The following is a 21961-nucleotide window of genomic DNA, read 5'->3' as shown; positions in this document are numbered from 1 at the left end:
TGCCCGGCGGCGACGGTACCGCCGCCGCCGGGCAGCCGGGTACGACCTGGTCAGCCGCTCGGGGACGGCGGCGGGCTGGGCGTACCGCCGCTCGCCGCCGGTGAGCCGGCCGGGGCCGGGTTACCACCCGCCGCCTTCTGAGCGTTCTGGAACTCGGTCATCGCCTCGTCGAGCGCCTTCAGCGCCCGGCCGTACCGCTCGAAGTCACCGGCGGTCTGGGCGGCCCTCACCTCGACGATCGCCGCCTGGACCTTGCTCGCGGCGGCGGCCAGCTCCGGCGTGAGCTGTGGACTGGCGTCCGCCGGTGGTGGCGTGGTCGGGCCGGGTGTCGGGTTGGTGCCGCCGTCGGTGGGTGGCGGTGGCGTCGTCGGCGTCGTCGGGGCGTCCTTCTTGCCCTGCTCGACGAGCTGCTTGATGCCCTCTTCGAGGCTGTTCGCGAGTACGACGTACTGGCCGCCGTCACCGTAGGAGAGCAGCACCCGTTGCAGCAGCGGATAGGCGTTCGTCTGGTTGCTCTTCACGTAGACCGGTTCGACGTAGAGCATGCCGTCGCCGTAGGGCAGCGAGAGCAGGTTGCCGTACTGCACCTGGGCCTGGTTCGAGGAGAGCAGGTTGAGCTGCTGCCGGATGTCCCCGTCGTTGGTCATCTTCTGGTGCACCTGGACCGGCCCGGAGACCGCCGTCTGGTCGGGCAGTTCCAGCACCTCCAACCGGGGCTGGCCGTTCAGGTACGACCCGCTGATCAGCGCGGCGAGGTTCTGCCGGCCGGCCGGGGTGACCGCCGAGGTGAGCTGGAAGCGTGGCGCGTCCTGTCCCGGCAACTTCGTGTAGAGGTAGTACGGCGGCTGCCGCTCACCGGAGTCCGGCGCGTCCGGCGCGTTCGGCACCTCCCAGAAGTCCTGCCCGGAGAAGAACTCGGACGGGTCCGTGACGTGGAACTTCGCCAGCAGGTTGCGCTGCACCTTGAACAGGTCGGCCGGGTAGCGGAAGTGTGCCGCCAGGGCGGCCGGGATCTCCGACCTCGGCTTCACCAGGTCACCGCCGAACGCCTTGTTCCAGGCCTTCAGCACCGGGTCGGCCTCGTCGAACTGGTAGAGCGTCACCGTGCCGTCGTACGCGTCGACGGTCGCCTTCACCGAGTTCCGGATGTAGTTGATGTTCTCCCGGGCGAGTTCGAAGGTGCCCAGCCCGGTCAGCTCGTCGGCGGTCTCCTCCTGGAGGTTCACCTGCTCGGCGTACGGGTAGGTGGCCGCCGTGGTGTAGCCGTCGACGATCCACTTGATCCGCCCCTCGATCACCGCCGGGTACGGGTCGCCGTCCAGGGTGAGGAACGGGGCGACCTTCTCCACCCGGTCCCGGGGGTTACGCACGTAGAGCAGCTTGGAGGCGTCGTTGACCGCCCCGGAGAGCACGAAGTTCGGCTCCTGCTCCTTGATCGCGTAGAGCAGCCGGCGCCCGAAGGAGCCGATCTCGACCCCGCCCGAGCCGGTGTAGGTGTAGTACTGCTCGCCACCGTCCCGGCCGGTCGGCCGGTCGAACTCGACCGGGTTGTTCCCCTCGGTCTGCCCGACGATCGCGTAGTCGCTGCCGTCCATCTGCTCGCCGTAGTAGATCCGCGGCTGGGTGGCCGGGATCGTCTCGGTCGACGACGAGCACGCCTCCTCGGCGCGCTCACCGAGGAAGCCGGAGACGAAGTACGGCTGTCCGCCGCAGACCACCTTGTTGGCGGGGGCGCCGACCAGGCCGTAGCCGTGGGTGAAGACGGTGTGCCGGTTGATCCAGTTGCTCTGCTGCTCGGTCAGCTCCAGGTAGTTGATCTCCCGCATCCCGACGATGTAGTCCTGGGTCTCGCCGTTGACCTCGTAACGGTCGATGTCGAGCTTCGGGCCGAAGTCGTAGAAGCCTCGCACCTGCTGGAGCTGGGTGTAGGTCTCGGAGACCAGTTGCGGGTCCAGCAGCCGGATGTTCGGCACCACCGAGGTGTCGGTGGCCAGCGACTCCGGCGGCTTCAGGTTCGCCGCGTTGTACGGCGCCGCCACCGTGTTGGCCAGGCCGAACGAGTCCCGGGTGGCGATGATGCTCCGCTCGATGTACGCGGCTTCCTTGTCCTTGACGCTCGGCTTGACCTCGAAGGTCTGCACCGCCCACGGGTAGATGCCGCCGATCGCCACCGCCGAGATGCCGAGCAGGGCGAGCGAGATGCCGGGCCAGACCAGGTTCCGGATGAAGGCGTTGGAGAAGAGGATGATCGCCAGCGCGACCACCACCGAGATGTACGCCAGGATCTCCTTGGCCGGCAGCAGCGCGTTGACGTCGGCGTAGCCGGCGCCGTACAACTCGACGCCCTCGTTGAACTCCAGCAGCATCGCCCGCCGGTCGAGCACGTACGCCAGCGCCTTGAGCAGCACGAAGACCGCGACCAGTGTGGTCAGGTGGGCCCGGGCGGCGCTGGTCATCCGGTCACCGACGCCCTGCAGCCGCACCCCGCCGAAGATGTAGTGCATCGCCAGGGAGCCGATCACGGCCAGCACCACGGCGGTGAAGCCGACGCCGAGCAGGTAGCGCAGGAACGGAAACTGGAAGACGTAGAACCCGATGTCGATCTTGAATTCCGGGTCCTCGACGCCGAAGGTCTGCGAGTTGCGGAAGAGCATCCACTGACCCCAGCGGGTCTGTGCGGAGAGACCGGCGAAGAGCCCGACGATCGTCCCGATCGCGAGCAGCCAGGTGCCGATCCGGGGTGCCAGCACGGACCGGTAGCGCTCCAGGGTCACCTGCTCCGGCGAGTTCGGCCGGAGCACCGGCCGCAGCCGGTAGGCCAGCCACATGTTGCCGCCGACCACCAGCGCCATGGCCAGACCGATCACGACGAAGAGCAGGATCCGGGTGACCAGCACCCCCCTGAAGACCCGGGTGTACTGCACCTCGTCGAACCAGAGCCAGTCGGTCCACGCCTGCACGCCCCAGCCCAACAGGGTAAGGAGCAGGAACACCCCCAGGAGTACGCCGACCGTGACGCGACCGCGTCGACTCATTCTTGGTAGGGGGCTGCTACGCATGACCACTGTTGGCTCCGCACCTTCGGCAATGACCGGACCTGATCAGAGCACCTAGACTACGGGGTGTTCCTGAGGCCGGCCGGTCCCCCATCGGGCCCTCGGTGCTTCAGCACTTCGGCGGCTCGCCCCCGGCGCGGATCGCCTCCAGCGCGCTCAGCGCGTCGTCGAGGGTTTCGACCCGGGCCATCGGCAACCCGGGCTGGGCGTTGCGGACAGCCTCCTCGCAGTTGCCGGCGGGCACCAGGAAGTACGTGGCACCCGCGTTCTTCGCGCCGACCAGCTTCTGCGGGATGCCGCCGATCGGGCCCACCTCGCCCAGGTCGTTGATGGTGCCGGTGCCAGCGATGATCTTCCCGCCGGTCAGATCCTCGCTCTGGATCTTGTCGATGATGCCGAGCGCGAACATCAGGCCGGCACTCGGCCCGCCGATGTCCCCGAGGTCGATCTTCAACTCGAACGGGTGCGGCTGCCGCTGCTCGATCTCCACGCCGATCCGCGGCGGGTCGTTGCCGGTGGCGGCGCTGACGATCGTCGCGGTGGCCGGCTTGCCGTCCCGGGTGTAGCCGATCCTCAGCGAGGAGCCGGCCGGACGGGACCGGATCACGTCGGTGAGGCTGCTGGCGACCACCACCGGCTTGCCGTCGACGGAGGTGATCACGTCACCCACCTTGAGGATCCCCTCCGACGGGGCACCCGCGCCGACGGACTTGACCACGATCTCCACCGGATAGCCGAGTTCGCGCAGCGCCGCGGTCTCGGCGCTGGTCTGCGAGGCGGCGAAGTCCTCCGCGTTGCGCTCCTCCACCTGCTGCTGGGTCTGCCCCGGCGGGTAGATCAACTCGTACGGCACCACGGCCTCGTCCGAGGAGAACCAGCCGGCGATCGCGGAGAGCAGCTTGACGTCGGGCTGCACGCCGACCGTGGTCAGCCGGAGTTGTCCGGCCGACGTCGAGGTCTCCCGGCCGGACACCTGGATCACCTCTTTGTCGTCCTGCCGGCCCAGCGTGTCCACGGTCGGTCCCGGACCGAGCACGACGTACGGGATCGGGGCGGCGAGCACGCCGAGGCTGAGCAGGGCGGTGAGCACCGCGCCGAGCAGGACCGTGACACCGCGACGTCTCATGGCCGACAAGCGTACCCAGAAGGCACCTTCGGGCCGGCCGTACCCGGAAGACATCTTCGGGCCGGCCGGCGAGCCCCGGGTTCGCCCGTGGCGTGACACCTGGGCGGGCGGCGTACCCTCCGGCGCGCGTACCGTGGACGGGTGCCTGATATTCCGTTCGGCTTCGCCCTGCCGGGTGGCCAGCCGCCCGACCCCAACGACCCGCAGCAGATGCAGCAGTTCATGGCGCAGCTGCAGCAGCTGCTCGCCACGCCGGGCAGCGGCCCGGTCAACTGGGACCTGGCCCGCCAGGTCGCGGCCAGCCAGCTCTCCTCGGCCGGCGACCCGGCCGTGACGCCGTACGAGCGCAATGCCGTGGAGGAGGCGCTCCGGCTGGCCGACCTCTGGCTCGATCCGGCCTCGGCACACCCCTCCGGGATCCAGACCTCCGTGGCGTGGAACCGGAACGAGTGGATCTACCGGACGCTCGACGTCTGGAAGAAGCTCTGCGACCCGGTGGCCGGCCGGATGGTGGCCGCGATGGGCGATCTGGTGCCGCCGGAGGCCCGGTCGCAGCTCGGCCCGATGCAGTCGATGCTGACCACGCTGGGCGGGGCCCTCTTCGGCGGCCAGCTCGGGCAGGCCCTCGGTTCGCTCGCCGCCGAGGTGCTCTCGGCCGGTGACATCGGCCTGCCGCTCGGCCCGGCCGGCACGGCCGCGCTGCTGCCGGCGAACATCCGGGCGTACGGCGAGGGCCTCGAACTCCCCGAGGACGAGGTACGCCTCTACGTCGCCCTCCGCGAGGCCGCCCACCAGCGCCTCTTCCAGCACGTACCGTGGCTGCGCGGCCATGTGCTGACCACCGTCGAGATGTACGCCACCGGCATCACCGTGAACCGGGAGGCGATCGAGGAGGCGATGGGCCGGCTCGACCCGATGAACCCGGAGTCGATGCAGGCGCTCTCGGTGGAGGGGATCTTCACCCCGGAGGACACCCCGACGCAGAAGGCCTCGCTGGCTCGGCTGGAGACCACGCTTGCCCTGGTCGAGGGCTGGGTGTGCCACGTCGTGGACACCGCCGCCGCCCAACGGCTGCCGAACGTGAACCGGCTCGCCGAGGCGTTCCGGCGGCGTCGGGCCGCCGGTGGTCCGGCCGAGCAGACCTTCGCCGCGCTGGTCGGGCTGGAGCTGCGACCCCGCCGGCTGCGCGAGGCCGCCGCGCTCTGGGCGGCGCTGACCGAGCACCGGGGCATCGCCGGCCGGGACGCGCTCTGGGGCCACCCGGACCTGCTCCCCGCCGAGGAGGAGTTCGCCGATCCGGAAGCCTTCGCCCGGTCCCAGCTCGACCTCGGCGACCTGGACGACTTCGACTTCGGCGGTACCGGGTCCGGGAACGACTCGGGCGACACCGGGGCCGGGGACGACTCCGGGGAGCCCGGTCCGGACTCGTCGGGGCGTACCCCGGAGTGAGCGGCGCCGCCCGGGGGTGGCGGGCTCAGCCGCCGAGCAGGATCCGGGTGGAGTCCCAGCCCTCGACCGCCGGGTCGAGCGTCGCGACGTCGGCCGGGGTACGGAGCCGGCGCCAGCCCGGCGCCACCGCCACCTCGGCCGGTCGTGGCGCCGCGGCGCGCACCAGGTCGACGTCGGCGGTGTCCAGGTCCAGCTCCGGCAGCCACTCCGGCGCGGGCAGCCGGGCCGCCAGGCCGAGCAGGCCGGGGCCGGGGTTCGTCGCCGGGGCGACCGCGACTGGACGGCTGGTCAGCGGACGGAGCAGCTTGCCGAGGATCAGGCCGGGCAGGTCGGGCACGTCGGACACCAGCGCGGCGGCCTGGTCGTAGCCGTCCCGGGCCGCGGCGTGCAGCGCGGCACCGACCCGGTTCTCCGGTAGCTCGTACACCGGCATGCCGGGCCAGGCGATCGCGTCGGCCAGCGGGCGGTCGGGCGCGGTGGCGGCGATCGCCGGCTCCACCTCGGCCAGGGTGGCGAGCAGGTCGACCACGTCCTCGGCGAGCGCGGACCGCCAGCGGACCGGGTCGGTGTCGGGCGGGGCCCAGGCGACGGGTCCGAGCATCAGCACGATCAGACGGCGGGTCACCCGCCGACCTTACCGACCCCCCGGATCCGGTACGCCGGACGGCGGAGGAAGGCGGCGGCGCGCCGGGTACGGTCCGGGGCCGGGTCCGCGCTTGCCGCCGTGCCCGCCGCTCGGCCGAGCTGGTCAGCGCCGCGCCGGCTCAGTCCGGCAGCACGATGCCGGCGGTCGCCGCGACGCCCTCCAGGTAGCCCCGGGCCCGTTCCGTCTTCGGATAGCGCCCGACGAGCTCCCAGAACCGCGCGTTGTGGCTGGGCACGACGAGGTGGGCCAGCTCGTGCAGCAGCACGTAGTCGATCACCCAGTCCGGCATCTCCTGGATCCGGTGCGAGATCCGGATGGTCCGGTCGGCCGGGGTGCAGGAGCCCCACCGGCCGTTCTGGTTCGTCACCCACCGGACGCTGGCCGGCACCGCCGCCCGGCCGTGCTCGCTGAGGTAGCGGTCGATCAGCCGGCGGGACCGGAGCAGCAGCTCCTCGTCGGAGCGTCCGAGCCGCTCCTCGCGGGCGGCGAGCCGGGCGAGCATCCGGTCCACCCACTCGGTCTCCTCGGCCCGGGAGAACTGGTCGGGGATCAGGACCACGACGCGCTCGCCGTCCCGGTAGGCGGACACCGTCCGGCGCCGGCGCTGACTGCGCCGTACCTCGACGACCGGCTTCCGCGTCCCCGCCATTAGCGGCCCGCGCAGCCCCGGGTTTCGTTCACGATGGAAAACTAATGCTTACTGACCAGGTCACCGCAAGAGTCAACCCACAGATGACCGCCGGAAAAATACCGGTTGGCGGTGACCCGTCCGGAAAAAATTCATTGCGGTGATCGTCTGCGTACCCATGATCGGTCCGGTTCGGCCTCCCGGGGGCGTACGGCGGAGCACCGGAGGCAACGGTAAAGGATCATCCCCCGGTCACGCCAGACGCCCTCGATCACCGATCTGACGCAGTTCATCCGGCGTGTCCCTGCCAAACTGACTTATCCGACCTATTCCGGCATGCACACTCTGGGCGTCGGCTTCCTCACAGTGTCGACAGATCGCTGACATGGAACTGCCCAGATCTGGGTAGGGTCCGCGGACCGGCGGTCACATCGGTGACCGCGGAGAAACCCAGCGCTGGCGCCTACGTGGCCGCCCGCCGCCGGGCGCACGCCAGGCTCGCGAGAGCCGGCGGATGAGACGAGGAGGGCACCGTGGCCGAGAAGGCCCAGACCTACAACGGTTACTGCGTGAAGTGCAAGGAGAAGCGTGACTTCGAGGGCAACGTCGAGGTTTCCAAGACAGGCATGAACATGGCCAAGGGCAAGTGCCCGGTCTGCGGAACGACCGTCAACCGGATCCTCGGCAAGGCCAAGGTCTGATCATCGAGAAGTACTCGGAACTGCGGGAAGGGGTGGCGGAGCGCCACCCCTTCCCGCTTTCGCTGTCGCCCTGCGGACACCCCCCGTGATGTCCGCGCCGCGACAGCAGTTACCCATGGGTTGTGGATAAGTCGCCAAATCCTGTGGATAGAGCAGTGCACCCGGCCCACCCGCTGTGGACAACCGCTGCCGTCGCGCACCCGGGCGGTGACAGCGTGTCGCCCCATGACCCGAACCGTGCTGCCCCGTCCCACCCTGCTGCCCGGCCTCGCCCGACTCTGGCGTGACCGGCACACCCTGCAACTCGGCCTCGACCCCCGCCGCGCGGTCCTGCTCGAGGTCGCCAACCCGTCCGCCGCCCGGCTGCTCGACCTGCTCGACGGCAGCCGCAGCGAGCGGGCCGTCCTGGACCATGCCGCCAAGGTCAACGTCTCCCGCGACGACGTCCGTACGCTGATCGACACCCTCCGCGCCGCCGGCCTGGTGGTCGCCGCGCACACCCTGCTCCCCACCGACCTGGCCGAGCCGGTCCGGCAGCGCCTCTCCGCCGAGGCGGCGGCGCTCGCGCTACACGGCCGAGACTCGCCCGGCACCCCGGCCCAACTACTTCGGCGGCGCGCGGCCGCCCGGATCGTGGTGACCGGTCAGGGCCGGCTCGCCGCCCCGGTGGCGGTGACCCTGGCCCAGGCCGGCGTCGGGCAGGTGCATCCGGACCTGGGCGGCCGGGTCGGGCCGGCGGACACCGGCGGCGTGCTGCTGGCCACCGACGTACGCCGGCCGAGCGCCGCCGCCGTCGCGGACGCGATCGCCCGGTCCGCGCCCGGCACCACCACCCGGCCCGTCCGGCGCGGTCACGCCGACCTGGTGGTCCAGGTCGGGGCGGACCGCCCCGCCGGCCTGCTCGCCGCCGGCTACGCCCAGCACCGGCAGGCGCACCTGCTGCTGACCATGCGCGACGGGGTCCCGGTCGTCGGCCCGCTGGTCCGGGCCGCCGGCTCGCCCTGCCTCAACTGCGTCGACCTGCACCGTCAGGACCGTGACCCGGGCTGGCCCGGCCTCGCCGCCCAACTGGCCGGCGGCGACGGCCCGGAACCCTGCCTCACCTCGACCCTGGTCACCGCGGTCGGCTACGCGGTCGGCGAGGTGCTCACCTTCCTCGACGGCGGTACCCCGGAGACGGTCGGCGGGGCGGTCGAGGTGACCGGCGCCGGAAGGCTGCGCCGCCGCACCTGGCCGCCGCACCCGGCCTGCGGCTGCGCCGCACGGCGCCGCGGTACGCCGCCCCGGCGCGTCCGCCGCGTCCCGCCCCGGTCCCCGGAGCCGGGGACCGACGGAACCGCCCCGCAGGCATGAAACAGCACCTGCCTCCCGAACCGGTCCATTCCGACCGAGGGTCGCAGCCGGGCACGAGCGGGCACGGCCGGGCGGATTCCGGCACCCCGAACCGGCCGTGGCCGGTCAGCGACGACGAGTACGTGGCCGGAGCCACCCGCCGACGGCGGACCGGATCTCGCCGAGTCGGTAACAATGATCTGGTGACCGACATCCCGCGCCGTGCCGTCTCCCGGACCGCCAAGCTCGCCGCTCTGCCGCTCGGCTTCGCCGGCCGGACGGTCCTCGGCGTCGGCAAGCGGGTTACCGGCCTCGCCTCCGACGTGATCTCCAACGAGATCCAGCAACGCACCGCCGAACAGCTCTTCAGCGTGCTGGGTCAGCTCAAGGGCGGAGCGATGAAGTTCGGCCAGGCCCTGTCGGTGTTCGAGGCGGCCCTGCCCGAGGAGGTCGCCGCCCCGTACCGGCAGGCGTTGACCAAGCTCCAGGAGGCGGCCCCGCCACTGCCGGCGGCCAGCGTGCACAAGGTGCTGGCCGAGCAGTTCGGGCCGGACTGGCGGTCGCTGTTCGTCGAGTTCGACGACAAGCCGGCCGCCGCCGCGAGCATCGGCCAGGTGCACCGGGCGATCTGGAAGGTCGAGGGCGCCAGCACGCCGACGGTACGGCGGCGCGGCGCGAAGGCGGCGACCAAGACGGCTGTCCCGACCCCGGCCGGTCGGCCGGTCGCGGTCAAGGTGCAGTACCCGGGCGCCGGGCCGGCGCTCCTCTCCGATCTGAAGCAGCTCTCCCGGCTCGGTGCCATGTTCCGGGCGATCCAGCCGGGCCTGGACATCAAACCGCTGCTCAGCGAGTTGCGTGAGCGGATCAGCGAGGAGTTGGACTACGAACTGGAGGCGGAGTCGCAGCGGGTCTTCGCCGCCGCGTACGCCGACGATCCGGAGATCTTCGTACCCGGCGTCGTCGCGGCCACACCCCAGGTACTGGTCACGGACTGGGTCGAGGGCACCCCGATGTCGACGATCATCAGCTCGGGGTCCGAGAGCGAACGGGACCAGGCCGGCCGGCTGATGGCCACCCTGCACTTCTCGGCGCCGATGCGCGCCGGGCTGCTGCACGCCGACCCGCACCCCGGCAACTTCCGGCTGCTGCCGGACGGACGGCTCGGCGTGATCGACTTCGGTGCGGTCGCCCGGCTGCCCGGCGGGCACCCGGAGCCGATAGGCCGGCTGGTCCGGCTGGCCCTGGCCGGCGACGCCGATGCGGTGGTGGCCGGGCTGCGCGAGGAGGGCTTCATTCCGGCCGACGCCGCGATCGACGCCCAGGCGGTACTCGACTTCCTGATGCCGATCCTGCAACCGCTCTCGGTCGAGGAGTTCCGCTTCACCCGGGCGTGGCTGCGGGTCGAGGCGGCCCGGCTCGCCAACCCGCGCTCCCCGGCGTACCAGCTCTCGCGGCAGCTCAACCTGCCGCCGTCGTACCTGCTGATCCACCGGGTGACCCTCGGCTCGATCGGGGTGCTCTGCCAACTGGAGGCGAAGGCGCCCTACCGGGGCATCGTGGAACGCTGGCTGCCGGGATTCGCCCCGGTGGCCTGACCTGCAGCGCGACGACGCCGGGCCGGTCGCGGCGGCGGGCGTACCCTCCGCCGGGACCGGCCCGGCCGATTGAACCTTTTCAACCTCCCCCTGGGTCCGACGGACCGCAAGGTCGGACGCGCTGCATGACCGCCGCGCGGTTCAGGTTGAAAAAGGCTCATTGGATGTCAGATCTAGTTACCTGCCGTCGGCCGAAGCCGTCGACTCACAGGCTGCCCAGCTCGCGGGCGGCCCGGCGACGGGCCTCCAGCGCGATGCTGCGGGCGGATCGGGTTGCCTCAGTGCTCGTGGTGCTGCGACCGGCCTGAGGCAGGCGCATTCGAGCCCTCGACAACGCTTCGTGGATGAGATGCATCTTGGTGGCTCCGTCTCGGATGGGCATGGCAGTGATGTTCTTCGACACCGCGGCCATCGCGGTGTCCGGCGCCGACAGCAGACCGGCGTTCGTACGGATCGGGTTCATGTCAGGCCGCCAACCGGACCGCACTGCGCGACTCGGCAAGGCCACTGGCCGCCAGCCGCGCCTGGGCCTCGACCCGCAGCGCCGCGTCACGGGCGACATCCTCCTTGCGCGGGCGACCACGGGGCCGCTTGCGCGGAACGACCGCGCCACGCTCGAAGATCTCGCCGCCCCAGACGCCCCACGGCTCCGCCCGCTCGACCGCACCGGCGAGGCACTCGACGCGCAGCGGGCAGTCCCCGCAGAGCGACTTGGCCAGCTCCAGCTCGGCAGGCGAGTCGGCGAACCACAGGTCGGGGTCGAACTTCCGGCAGGGCATGTTCGCCTCCAGCTCGACGTTCGCGTCGAGGGGGGCCAACGCCAGACTCATCGCCCGGTCACCTCTCTCTCGTTTCGATCTCGTAGATCGCTGTTCCGACTTACTTTTGGTGCGGAAATGACTGAGGCCGCGGATCCCGGTGACGGGGTCCGCGGCCTCGAGGTGAGCCGGCTGGTCTGTGTTAGACCGGTCTCCCTCGAGGTCGAGCCCCGCTGACATCCACCCGCTTGACGCCGCCGCGGATGCCATTGCCCGTGAATCCATTGGTCCCCTGGTGCTCAGCAGCCGTGAGGGCCTGAACCAGCTCGGCCTGGGCCAGGACCTGGTGCGCCTGCGAACGCTGGAGGAGTTCAGTGATCAGCATGCCGCCGACCTCTGACACTCGAGCTGGGGCAGCAGGCAGCGCCCACGGTCGCTGAGTGACATAGGTCGTCTCCATTGGGGCCACCTCCTGACTCTCGCTCGTCGCCAACATCGGACTCATCCCCCTCTTGAACAGCCTGAAGGCGGCCGCTCGCGAGGTGTGCCATGAGGCTATTCCTCCCCCGGGCACGAGGGCAAACGAATTACGGCAAGATCGCGGAACTTTCTTCCGACACCCGTCGGCGGCTCCTCGGCCCAGCGCGGCGGCGACTCGGTCGGCCCGCCGTCAGGAGTCGGTCGACGCCTCCGCCAGCAGCACGTCGTCGACGCGCACACCGTCGACCAGTGCGAGAACCGCGTCGCCGTACAGGGCGACCTTGCGGGGACCGATCCCGGCGATGGCCAGGAGCTCCGCCGGGCGGCTGGGCCGGCGTTCGGCCAGCGCAAGCAGGGTGGCGTCGGTGAAGACCACGTAGGCAGGGACCTTCTGCGCCCCGGCGACCCGGGCCCGCCAGTCGCGCAGCCGGTCGAGGAGTCCCTCGTCCAGATCGGACGGGCAGTCCGCGCAGCGGCCGAGCTTGCGGTCCGCGCCGGCCAGCAGGGTCGCCCCGCAGACCCGGCAGGAGACGACCACGCTACGCCGACGGTCGGGTTTCCGACTGCCCCCGGGCGCCTCGACGGTGCGCCCACCGCCGGAACGGTCGAACTGGGGCAGAAACCGGCACGGCCGCCGGGCGCGACCACCCGGCGAGCGCGCCGAGGCGTACGACAGCCAGAGCCACTCGCGGGCCCGGGTCACCCCGACGTAGAGCAGCCGGCGCTCCTCCTCCAGCTGTTCGGCGGTCTTCGCGTAGCTCGTCGGCAGCGTGCCGTCGGAGAGCCCGACCAGGAAGACCCCGTCCCACTCCAGCCCCTTAGCCGAGTGCAGCGAGGCCAGCGTCACCCCGTCGACCGTCGGCACGTGCTGCGCGGCCGCCCGCCGCCGCAGCTCGGCGCAGAAGTCCGCCAGCGTCACCGACCGCTCGACCACGGCAATCCGTTCGCTCGCGACTGCGGGGCTCGCAAGCTCACTCCTCGCACTCGCAGCAATCCGTTCCGCGCTCGTAGCGGCCTCGCCGATCGGCAGGAGCGCCGGGCTTGCCGCGTACTCCTCGGCGAGTCGGACCAGGGCGGCCAGCGCCTCCCAGCTCTCCCGGGCCGCGCCGCCCGGCGGGGGCGCATCGGGTACCCAGCCCACCGCGGACAGCGCCTCGACCACGGCCGGGACCAGCGGCGTGTTTCCCGGCGTCGAGCGGGTCGCCGCGCGGAGCGCGACAAGCGCCTGCCGGATCTCGGTCCGCTCGAAGAAGCGTTCGGCACCCTGGACCTGGTACGGCACCTCCGCCTCGGCGAGCGCCTTCTCGTACGCCTCCGATTGCGCGTTGGTCCGAAACAGCACGGCGATCTCCCGGGCCGGCGTGCCGGCGGCGATCAGGTCCCGGCAGCGCACCGCCACGGCGGCGGCCTCGGCCGGCTCGTCCGGGAAGATCCGCAGGTCCGGCTCGGCGCCCGGCGGGCGCTGCCCGACCAGTTCCAGCCGCAGTCGTGCCTCGGCGCCCCGGGCCTGCCGGATCACCGCGTTGGCCAACCCGACCACCTGCGGGGTCGAGCGATAGTCCCGGACCAGCCGGATCACCACCGACTCCCGGTGCTGTCGAGGAAAGTCGACCAGGTAAGCCGAGGTGGCACCGGTGAACGAGTAGATCGTCTGGCTGGCGTCGCCGACCACGGTCAGGTCGTCCCGACCGCCCAGCCAGGCGTCGAGCAGACGCTGCTGGAGCGGGTTGACGTCCTGGTACTCGTCGACGACGAAGTGCCGGTACTGGGCGCGGATCTGCTCGGCGACGTCCGGATGCTCCTCGATCCCCCACACCGCGGCGCGGAGCATGTCCTCGAAATCGATCACACCGTTGGCCCGTTTGACCTTCTCGTACCCGGCGTAGACCTCGGCCACCCGCGCCGGGTCGTGCGGGGTCTCGCGCAGCGCCTTGGCCGCCGCGACGACGTACTCCCCCGGCTCGATCAGGGACGACTTGGCCCACTCGATCTCGCCGGCCAGGTCCCGCGCGGCGGCCCGGTCGGCACGCAGCCCGGCCCGGGCGGCGGCCAGGGTGACCAACCTCACCTTGCTGTCCAGCAGCTCGGGCATCTCCCGACCGGCGAGCAGCCGGGACGCGAAGTACCGGAGCTGGCGCAGCGCGGCGCCGTGGAACGTCCGCGCCTGCACCCCCGGCACGCCGAGCGCGCCGAGTCGGGCCCGCAGCTCGGCGGCGGCCCGGGCGGTGAAGGTGACCGCGAGCACGTGCCGGGCGGCGATCTCCCCGGCTGTCACCCGGTACGCGATCCGGTGCGTGATCGCCCGGGTCTTGCCGGTGCCGGCGCCGGCCAGGATGCAGACCGGCCCGGCCGGAGCGGTCACCGCGGTGCGCTGCTCCGGGTCGAGTCCGGCCAGGATCCGTTCCACGCGCGAGTCAGCCACCACAGTAAGGAATCATGGCAGCCCCTCCCGACGTTGCACCTTTAGCCTGTGTGATCGGCAAACCCGTCCGATCCGGCGCCCGACCGGCCGAGCCGGCCGGACCTGGCTGGTAACGACTGACCACCGCGGAGGTCTCGACGATGTTGACGATGTATTCCACGCCCTGGTGTGGCTACTGCCACCGCCTCAGGTCGCAACTCGACCGGGAGGGCATCGCGTACACCGTGGTGGACATCGAGCAGGACCCGGCCGCGGCGGAGTACGTGATGAGCGTCAACGGCGGCAACCAGACCGTGCCGACGGTACGGTTCGACGACGGTACGGCGCTGACCAACCCGTCGATCGTCGACGTCAAGAAGCAGCTGGCCGCGCTCGCCGGAAGCTGACCGGACCGGCGGTGGGCCCGGCGCGGGCCCACCGCCCCGCGCGTCGCTCAGCGGAGCTTCGATCCCGGGGCCGGCAACGCCCCCGGGGATCCGCCGGACGGTGACCCCGGCCCGCCGCCGGACGGAGCAGGCACCGGCCCACCGCCGGACGGAGCGGCGGACGGAGTGGGAGTGGGGACGGCCGGGGTGGCGACGGTCGGGATGTCGGGGAGGATCACGTCGGGGGCCAGCACACCCGGGGACGCCTCGGGCCGGGCCGCCGCACCGGTGGCGGAGGGCGCGGAGAGCCCTCGACCCGCCCAGAGGTATCCGGCCGCCACCGTCATCACCACCGCGATCACCACGAAGAGCAGCCGGTAGTCGACGAAGCCGACCAGCAGTGCCCCGGTGCCGATCGAGATCGCCTGCGGACCGCTGATCAGCGCCTCGGCGGCGGCGGTCACCCGGCCGAGCAGCGCCCCCGGGGTGCGGCGCTGGATCAGCGTGTTCAACCCGACGAACGCGATCGGCAGGCCGAAGCCGAGCAGTACCAGGGCGACGAAGGCCAGCCCCATCGTCGGATACGCCAGCAGCAGCGCGCCGGGCGCGAAGAGCGCCACCCCGACGGCCAGCGCGGCCAGCTCGCCGAACCGGCGTACCACGGCCGGGGAGGAGAGTCCGCCGAGCACCCCGCCGATGCCCTGCACGGTGACCAGTACCCCGACGAAGCCCGGTTCCCGGCCCAGCCCCTGGTCCACGTACGCGAAGATCAGTGACTCGCTGAACCCCATCACCAGTACCGCCAGTGCGCCGCCGACGACCGCCCGGCGCAGCGCCGGCTCGCCGACCATGTGCCGCAGCCCGGCACCGACCTCGGTCGCCCAGCGGAGCTGGGCCGGGCCGGGACTCCGCTCGGCGATCCGCAGTGCGGAGACCGCGCAGGCGGCGGCGACGAAACCGAGCATGCCGACGGTCGGCAGGGTCCAGCCGCCGGCACCGGTGTAGAGGGCCGCCCCGGCCAGCGGACCGACCAGCCGCAGTCCCTGTTTGACGGTCTGCAACGCGCCGTTCGCCTGGGCCATCAGTTCCTCGGGGACGATCTGCTTGATCAGCCCGTTGAGTGTCGCGCCGAGGGCGACGTAGGAGAGCCCGTACAGGGCGCCCACGACGTAGATGATCCAGACGTCGGCGCGGTCCCGGACCAGGAACAGCGGGGTGAGCACCACCGCGGTGGCGAGGTTGGCGACCAGGAAGAACGGCCGGCGGCGAAACCGGTCGACCACCCAGCCGACGATCGGGGCCAGGGCCATCGGCGCGACCATGGCGAAGATGGTGGCGCCGGCCATGCCGTCCGAACCGGTCAGGTCCTTCACCCAGACGGCCAGCGCCAGCAACATGATCGACTCTGCCGTAATGCTGAAGACGAGACCGGCGAAGAGCAGCCGGAAGTCGGGGTGACGCAGGATGGTTCGCATGCGAGGGGGTCCCTTCGGGGTGGCTGCGAGCCGCTCGGGGACCGCGGGCACCCGGATTTCCATGATCATCGTCGACGGGTGGACGCGGACGCCGGGTCGCCCGCGGCGGCTGTTCGCCGTACTGATGAGGGGCGTTTCGGGGGCGGCGTACGGCGCGGTCGTCGTTGTGAGAAATGGTCGCAGTCGATGGTGGCGGGGTAGCTGGTCGCACTCGAAACTCGATCGGCTATCCGACGGCGGCAGCCGGAGGTGCTCCGGAAAGCCACCTCCATTTAGACACGCCGTTACCATTCGACGGCACGCCGTGAAGTACGAACGGCATACTGGACCGCCAGGAGCGCGACCTGGACGGTCCGCACCTGCCCGGCGACGGGCTCGACGCGATCGAGAGCGAGGATCCAGTGCCTCCTGCTCAACCCAGCCCGATCCTGCGGCGGCGCAGGCTCGGCACGGAACTGCGCAAGCTGCGGGAGTCCGCCAAGCTCACCGGCGACCAGGTCATCGAGGCGGTGGGCTGGGCGTCGGCTTCCAAACTGTCCCGACTGGAGAACGGCCGCAGCCGACCCGACCTACGCGATGTCCTCGACCTGCTGGATCTCTACCAGGTCACCGGAGCGTTGCGGGACGAACTGACCGCGATCACCAACGAGGCCGGCGACATCCGGGGTTGGCTGCGCTCCTACGCCACCATGACGCCACGGCAGCGCGGCTACGCCGAACTGGAGGCCGGCTGCGCGGAGATCCGCGAGTACAGCCCGGTGATCGTGCCGGGCCTGCTGCAGACGAAGGCGTACGTCAACCTGCGGATCCTCTCCTCACGACAGTTGGTGGACGACCCCGACGCCGAGGACGCCGAGACCGAGGTGGCCGCCCGGATGGCCCGGCAGTCGCTGCTCACCCGCGAGCCGGAGCCGCCCCGCTACTCGGCGGTGATCGAGGAGGCCGCGCTCGGCGGCCGGGCCGGCCCGCGTGAGGTACTGCGCGCCCAACTGATCCAGTTGCGCAAGCTCGCCGGGCTGCCCAACGTGACGCTCCAGGTGCTGCCCACCGAGCAGACCATCGCGGCCTGGTACCTGCCGCACACCGGGTTCTCGCTCTACCGCTTCGCCGAGCCGCAGGATCCGGAGACCCTGGCGATCGAGGGGCTGGCCACCAACCTGATGGTGACCGAGCCGAGGGAGATCGCCACCTATTCGAGGGTCTTCGACTGGCTCCAGGCCGCGGCCCTCACTCCGGAGGAGACGATCATCTGGCTGACCGAGCGGGCGGGTCAGCGCTCGTCGGCCCCGCGGAAGCCGACGAGCCGCGATCCCGGGATGCCGCCCAGCCAGCGCAGTCGCCGCGCGGGGCGGCTGACCGAACAGTAGTTCCGGCCGGCACCGCAGCCGGGAGGCGTACACACACGAGTCGCACACAGAGTCCGTTGCCGCCGGCTTCCGTCTCGGGAGCCGGCGGCCCTGTCGTAACCGGGCGGGAACGGGCTGCGACCTGCGTAAACCGGCACCGTGCCGCCGCGTGGCCACCGGTCGGGTGGCGCTCCGGTCACCTGATCGGACGACCGACTACTCCAATCGGCGCGTTTCACTTGCCCACCGGGCAAATATGGGTGAACATAACCGAGAGGAACGTGGAAGTTCCACGCAATGACTTCGTTAGGTAATCGCAGGATCATCGTTCCGTCACCGGCCTTCGGAGACACCCATGCGGTTTCTAATCGTTCGCACGGATATCCGTGCCGCCGCAGACGACGAGCTGGCCGCCGCCTGGGCGCAGGGGGAGCGCCTCCGCGACGAACAGATCTCTCCGGAACAGCGCCGCCAGATCGTCCGCGCCGAGGACCGGGACGCCGCCCTGCTGCTCGCCCGGGCACTGTCCAGCGTGGGCGCGGTCCGATCCGGACGGCAGCGGGTCAAGGTGGTGCCGGTGGGCGAGCCTGACCGGCGACAGCGCAACAATCCGTTCCGGGACCGGGCCGCTGAGCCGGCCCTCCCCGTCGACCACCACGGGCCGGCCCCGGCCGGGTTCGCCCCGCCGACCGGCGGGGAGCCTCGCCCCAGCAATCTCGGCACACCGTCGAGGTTCGGTTAGACGACCGTCGTCGGCCGGGTGGCGTCCCCCGCCACGCACCATGCCTGGCCCGGCAACGACGGCCTATGATCTTGGCCCGTGATCGTCGCGGCAACGACGGTCGCGGGCCAAGATTCTGGGCGGGCCACGATGCAGAACGGGCCACGATGCTGGGCCGGCCAAGATGCTGGGCGGGCCAAGATGCTGGGCGGCCCCGGAGACTAGCGGGCGTTCTCCAGCCAGCTGCGGATCAGGAACAGCGCGATCGACGACGGCGGCGGCAACCCCAGGCGCAGCCCGTCGCCGACCTCGACCGCCTCCCCGGCCAGCACGGCGGCGATCTCCCGCCGGTCGAACCAGCCCGCGTGCGCGATCTCCGCCGCGTCCAACCGGATCGGTTGCTCCGGGTCGGCGAGGGCGAAGAAGCCCAGCATCAACGAGCCTGGGAACGGCCAGGCCTGGCTGGCGACGTACCGGATGTGCTGCGGGACCAGGCCGACCTCCTCGGTGACCTCCCGGACCACCGCGTCCTCGGCCGACTCGCCCGGCTCCACGTAGCCGGCCAGGCAGGAGTACCGGCGCAGGGCCCGCTCGGACCGCCAGGCCGCGTTGTTGCCGAGCAGGCACCGCCCGCCCGGGCCGGAGACCCCGTCGTGCACCAGCACGATCATCGCCGGATCGGTACGCGGCCAGAGCTGGTTGCCCGCCTCGTCCCGCCGGGACCAGCCCGCGTCCCCGGCCACCGTGGAGAGACCGGTCAGCGACGAGTACGGGTGCCGGGCGTGCCAGTTCGCCAACGCCACGGCGGTGGTGAACAGGCCGGCGTCCCGGTCGCTGAGCAGATGCCCGACCTCGCGCAGGCTCGCCGGCCGGGTGCCGACGAGCTCCGGCAGCGGCGCGTCGACCGCGAAGACCGGTACCCCGTCCGGCTCGACGCCGAGGAAGAACCGGCCGCCCGGCCCGCTGTCCCGAGCCGCGTCCGGACCGAACAGGACCAGCTCGGGCTTGTCACCGGCCGAGCCGACCAGGGTACGGCCGCCGTCCACCATCAGCACCCTGGCCCGTTGCCAGGCGTCGGCCAGCCACCCCGGGTCGGTACGGCGGTGCGCGGCCCGGTCGAGCGTGGACCTGGCCAGCGGCGGATGACCGGCCGGCAGGTCCATCGGCGGTGGACCGGAGGTCACGGCCCGGCGGCCTCGGTGCGGACCGGTCCCAGCACCGCGAGCGGCGCCTCGACCGCACCGGCGTCGCCGAGCGCCACCGTGACCGCCCGGGCCGGAGCCAGGTACTTCGCCGCCGCCACCGCCACGTCGTCCCGGGTCACCTTCGCCAGCCGGGCAGCGTGCTCGGCCAGGAACTCCAGACGCAGCCCGGAGCCGGCGTACGCGCTGGCCACCGCCGCCAGCCCGGCCTGGGTCGAGATGCCGAGTTGGAGGGTGCCGAGGGCGTACTGGCGGGCCTGCTCCAGCTCGTCCTCCTTCGGCGGCAACGAGGCCAGCCGACCCAACTCGTAGATCGTCTCCAGCAGGGCCGGCCCGGTCACCTCGGTGGCGACCTCGGCCGAGACCACCAGCGCGGAACCGGCGACCGAGTGCTCGATCGTCGAGTGCGGGCCGTACGTGTAGCCCTTGTCCTCGCGGATGTTCTCCACCCAGCGGGAGGAGAAGTAGCCGCCGAAGACCAGGTTGGCCAGTTGCAGCGCGGCGTGGTCCGGATGGGTGCGGGGCACCGCCGGCAGCGCCAGCCGGACCGACGACTGCACCGACCCGGGCCGGTCCATCAGCAGCAGCGGCCCCGCCTCCAGCGGTGGGGTCGGCGGCAGTTCACCCGGGGCGCCGTCGCCGGTCCAGTCGCCGAGGGCCCGCTGCACCGCGTCCAGCGCCTTGTCCGGCTGCACGTCGCCGACCAGCAGCAGGATCGCCCCGGCCGGCCGTACCCGGGCGGCGTGCAGGCTGCGCAACGCCGCCGGCCGGACCGCCTCGACCTGCTCCGGCTCCGGGGTCTGCACCGCGTACGGGTGCCGGCCGTACATCCGCTTCAGCAGTGCCTTGCGGACCAGGTGGGTCGGCTGGCTCTGCGCCATCCGGATCCCGTCGATCAGCCGGGACCGCTCGGTGGCGACCTCGTCGTTCGGGTAGCTGGCCCCGGTCAGCACCTCGGCGAGCAGCTCCAGGATCCGGTTCAGCCCGGTCGAAAGGCCCGTGCCGGAGATCATCAACCGGTCGGCGTCCGCCCCGGCGGAGAGCCCGCCGCCCACCTTCTGCAACTCGGCGGCAAGCTGCACCGAGGTCATCGTCGCGGTGCCGGAGAGCAGCGTCTGGGACATCATCAGTCCCCGGGCCAGGTGGGCCCGGCCGAACGGCAGCCAGAGCCGCAGCTCGACCAGCGGTACCGCCGGCCGGCGCAGCACGATCACCGTCAGCCCGTTGGGCAGGGTCTGCTCGACCTCGCGGGGCAGCTTGAGCTTGCGGTTCGGCCCGAGCGGGGGCAGCGTACGGACGGTCACCTGACACCTCCACCGGGAACGACCTCGACGGCGGCCCGGCGCTGCGGACGCAGGGTGGCGGCCGCCGCCCGCACCTGCTCCTCGGTGACCTCGCCGACCAGTCGGGGCAGCTCGCCCAGCAGCCCCGGATCACCCCGTTGCTGCTCCAGCACCGCCATCTGGAGCGTGCGGCCGAGCACCGCGTCGGTCTCCCGGAGCAGGTGGGTGGCCATCCGCGCCTGGGTCCGGGCCAGCTCGTCGGCGGCCAGCCCGTCGGTGGCGAGCCGGTCGAGTTCCTCGTCGACGGTCTGCAGCACCTTTTCCACCTCGCCGCCCGGCGGCAGGTGGGCCTGCAGCACCAGGGCGGTCGGGTCCCGTACGTCGAACGGGTCACCCATCAGCCCGAGATAGCCGCCGACGCTGGTCACCGAGCGGTCCCGCAGTACCAGCCGCTCCACCAGCCGGGACGCGTCGCCGTCGGTGAGCACCTCGGCCAGTACCACGTACGGCAGATAGCCGGCGAAGTCGCCGATCGGGTCCGGCACCCGCCACGCCGCCGCCACCGCCGGCAGCGGCGCCAGCCGGTCGGTGTACGTCTGGCGCCGCTCCCCGGTCAGGTCCGGCTCGGCGAAGTCGGGCCGTTCCGGCGCGGGCCGGGCCGGTACGTCCCCGAAGTGCCGCTCGATCAGGGCCGTCGCCTCCGCCACGTCCAGGTCCCCGCCGACCGCCAGTACGGCGTTGCCGCAGGCGTAGTACCGGTCGAAGAAGTCGGTCGCGTCCGCGATGCTGGCACTTTCCAGGTCGTCGAAGGAGCCGTACCCGTCGTGCGCGTTGGCGAACGTGTCGAACATGACCGGCGGCAGCCGCAGCCAGGGAAAGCCGCCGTACGGCCGGTTCAGCACGTTGACCCGGATCTCCTCCTTCACCACGTCGACCTGGTTGCGGAGGTTCTCCTCGGTCAGCCGCGGCCCGCGCATCCGGTCCGCCTCCAGGAACAGGGCCCGCTCCAGCGCGTTGCTCGGCAACGTCTCCCAGTAGTCGGTGTAGTCCAGGTGGGTGGAGCCGTTGAAGGTCCCGCCGGCACCCTGGATGTGCCGGAAGTGCGCCAGCTTCTCCAGGTTCTCCGAGCCCTGGAACATCAGGTGCTCGAAGAGGTGCGCGAACCCCGTCCGGCCCTCCGGCTCCGACCGGATGCCCACGTCGTAGACGACCGCCACGCCGACCACCGGGGCGCTGCGATCCGGGGCCAGCACCACCCGTAGGCCGTTGTCGAGGGTGAACCGCTCGATTGGATGCTTCGTCGCTGGAATTCTCGATCTTCCCGCCGCCACGAACCGACCCTAGCGCGTCCGCTCACCGCCGGTGGCAGCCCTCGG

At 71.8% G+C, this 21961-nt stretch carries 16 protein-coding genes and 2 pseudogenes; 7 read left to right on the top strand and 11 right to left on the bottom strand.

The window, feature by feature from the left end; translation table 11 throughout:
- Positions 1-50: 50 nt before the first annotated feature.
- Together ABNF97_RS18330 and ABNF97_RS18325 are read right to left on the bottom strand one after the other, a co-directional pair.
- Entirely contained in the window at positions 51-3065 is a 3015-nt protein-coding gene (locus tag ABNF97_RS18330; protein WP_207230638.1) for a UPF0182 family protein, read from the bottom strand.
- Positions 3066-3165: 100 nt separating this feature from the next.
- Positions 3166-4182 (bottom strand): PDZ domain-containing protein, encoded by a 1017-nt coding sequence (locus ABNF97_RS18325; protein WP_130464857.1) that lies wholly within the window; start codon positions 4180-4182, stop codon positions 3166-3168.
- 141 nt (positions 4183-4323) lie between these two features.
- On the opposite strand from ABNF97_RS18325, the gene ABNF97_RS18320 reads away from it, so the two are divergent.
- Complete coding sequence (locus tag ABNF97_RS18320) at positions 4324-5631, top strand: zinc-dependent metalloprotease (RefSeq protein ID WP_502930512.1); 1308 nt, start codon at positions 4324-4326, stop codon at positions 5629-5631.
- A gap of 25 nt (positions 5632-5656) precedes the next feature.
- On the opposite strand, the gene ABNF97_RS18315 is transcribed toward ABNF97_RS18320, so the two are convergent.
- Together ABNF97_RS18315 and ABNF97_RS18310 are read right to left on the bottom strand one after the other, a co-directional pair.
- On the bottom strand, positions 5657-6256 hold the full coding sequence (locus ABNF97_RS18315; RefSeq protein WP_349339222.1) for a hypothetical protein: 600 nt from the start codon (positions 6254-6256) through the stop codon (positions 5657-5659).
- A 139-nt stretch (positions 6257-6395) separates the two neighbouring features.
- Complete coding sequence (locus ABNF97_RS18310; RefSeq protein WP_130464860.1) at positions 6396-6926, bottom strand: YgjP-like metallopeptidase domain-containing protein; 531 nt, start codon at positions 6924-6926, stop codon at positions 6396-6398.
- A gap of 512 nt (positions 6927-7438) precedes the next feature.
- Between ABNF97_RS18310 and ABNF97_RS18305 the strand changes: the two genes are divergently transcribed.
- The 3 genes from ABNF97_RS18305 (at position 7439) to ABNF97_RS18295 (ending at position 10533) form a co-directional block, all read left to right on the top strand.
- Positions 7439-7606, top strand: a complete 168-nt coding sequence (locus ABNF97_RS18305) for a DUF5679 domain-containing protein (RefSeq protein ID WP_165436864.1) — start codon at positions 7439-7441, stop codon at positions 7604-7606.
- A gap of 225 nt (positions 7607-7831) precedes the next feature.
- Complete coding sequence (locus tag ABNF97_RS18300) at positions 7832-8959, top strand: hypothetical protein (protein ID WP_349339221.1); 1128 nt, start codon at positions 7832-7834, stop codon at positions 8957-8959.
- Between the two features lie 182 nt (positions 8960-9141).
- Complete coding sequence (locus ABNF97_RS18295; protein ID WP_130464861.1) at positions 9142-10533, top strand: AarF/UbiB family protein; 1392 nt, start codon at positions 9142-9144, stop codon at positions 10531-10533.
- Between the two features lie 205 nt (positions 10534-10738).
- Here the strand turns inward: ABNF97_RS18295 and ABNF97_RS18290 are convergent, their stop codons facing one another.
- From ABNF97_RS18290 to ABNF97_RS18280, 3 genes are all read right to left on the bottom strand, one after another.
- Positions 10739-10996 (bottom strand): hypothetical protein, encoded by a 258-nt coding sequence (locus ABNF97_RS18290; protein WP_349339220.1) that lies wholly within the window; start codon positions 10994-10996, stop codon positions 10739-10741.
- Between the two features lies 1 nt (position 10997).
- The gene (locus ABNF97_RS18285) at positions 10998-11363 is read right to left on the bottom strand and encodes a WhiB family transcriptional regulator (protein ID WP_349339219.1); all 366 of its coding nucleotides are present in this window, start codon (positions 11361-11363) and stop codon (positions 10998-11000) included.
- A 598-nt stretch (positions 11364-11961) separates the two neighbouring features.
- Positions 11962-14193 carry an ATP-dependent DNA helicase UvrD2 gene (locus ABNF97_RS18280; protein WP_502930511.1) on the bottom strand — a complete coding sequence of 744 codons (2232 nt, stop codon included), beginning with the start codon at positions 14191-14193 and terminating at the stop codon, positions 11962-11964.
- A 140-nt stretch (positions 14194-14333) separates the two neighbouring features.
- On the opposite strand from ABNF97_RS18280, the gene ABNF97_RS18275 reads away from it, so the two are divergent.
- Positions 14334-14579, top strand: a complete 246-nt coding sequence (locus ABNF97_RS18275) for a mycoredoxin (RefSeq protein ID WP_130464865.1) — start codon at positions 14334-14336, stop codon at positions 14577-14579.
- 272 nt (positions 14580-14851) lie between these two features.
- Here ABNF97_RS18275 and ABNF97_RS18270 read toward each other — a convergent pair.
- Positions 14852-16033: pseudogene (locus ABNF97_RS18270) on the bottom strand (MFS transporter); the annotation flags it as partial.
- 401 nt (positions 16034-16434) lie between these two features.
- On the opposite strand from ABNF97_RS18270, the gene ABNF97_RS18265 reads away from it, so the two are divergent.
- Entirely contained in the window at positions 16435-17400 is a 966-nt protein-coding gene (locus tag ABNF97_RS18265) for a helix-turn-helix domain-containing protein (RefSeq protein WP_349339217.1), read from the top strand.
- Between the two features lie 334 nt (positions 17401-17734).
- Positions 17735-17968, top strand: a pseudogene (locus tag ABNF97_RS18260) (hypothetical protein); the annotation flags it as partial.
- Between the two features lie 353 nt (positions 17969-18321).
- Here ABNF97_RS18260 and nudC read toward each other — a convergent pair.
- From nudC to ABNF97_RS18245, 3 genes are read right to left on the bottom strand one after another with little or no spacing between them, the layout of a single operon-like run.
- Entirely contained in the window at positions 18322-19263 is a 942-nt protein-coding gene (gene nudC, locus ABNF97_RS18255) for an NAD(+) diphosphatase (protein WP_349339264.1), read from the bottom strand.
- 17 nt (positions 19264-19280) lie between these two features.
- Positions 19281-20606, bottom strand: coding sequence for an insulinase family protein (locus ABNF97_RS18250; protein ID WP_130464868.1), 1326 nt, complete (start codon positions 20604-20606; stop codon positions 19281-19283).
- A complete protein-coding gene (locus ABNF97_RS18245; protein ID WP_349339216.1) occupies positions 20603-21916 on the bottom strand; it encodes a M16 family metallopeptidase in 1314 nt (437 codons plus the stop codon). The genes ABNF97_RS18250 and ABNF97_RS18245 overlap by 4 nt, the downstream gene beginning before the upstream one ends.
- Between the last annotated feature and the right edge of the window lie 45 nt (positions 21917-21961).

The organism is Plantactinospora sp. B6F1, from assembly GCF_040120695.1.
In the GTDB taxonomy this organism is placed as follows: Bacteria; Actinomycetota; Actinomycetes; order Mycobacteriales; family Micromonosporaceae; genus Plantactinospora.
Note: the sequence above shows the minus strand (reverse complement) of the source record. Positions and strands in the feature narration are given on the sequence as shown.

Coding starts and splice junctions, on each gene's coding strand:
- ABNF97_RS18275 (WP_130464865.1), top strand. CDS start 14,334: ATGTTGACGATGTATTCCACGCCCTGGTGTGGCTACTGCCACCGCCTC.
- ABNF97_RS18325 (WP_130464857.1), bottom strand. CDS start 4,182: ATGAGACGTCGCGGTGTCACGGTCCTGCTCGGCGCGGTGCTCACCGCC.
- ABNF97_RS18290 (WP_349339220.1), bottom strand. CDS start 10,996: ATGAACCCGATCCGTACGAACGCCGGTCTGCTGTCGGCGCCGGACACC.
- ABNF97_RS18285 (WP_349339219.1), bottom strand. CDS start 11,363: ATGAGTCTGGCGTTGGCCCCCCTCGACGCGAACGTCGAGCTGGAGGCG.
- ABNF97_RS18300 (WP_349339221.1), top strand. CDS start 7,832: ATGACCCGAACCGTGCTGCCCCGTCCCACCCTGCTGCCCGGCCTCGCC.
- nudC (WP_349339264.1), bottom strand. CDS start 19,263: ATGGACCTGCCGGCCGGTCATCCGCCGCTGGCCAGGTCCACGCTCGAC.
- ABNF97_RS18310 (WP_130464860.1), bottom strand. CDS start 6,926: ATGGCGGGGACGCGGAAGCCGGTCGTCGAGGTACGGCGCAGTCAGCGC.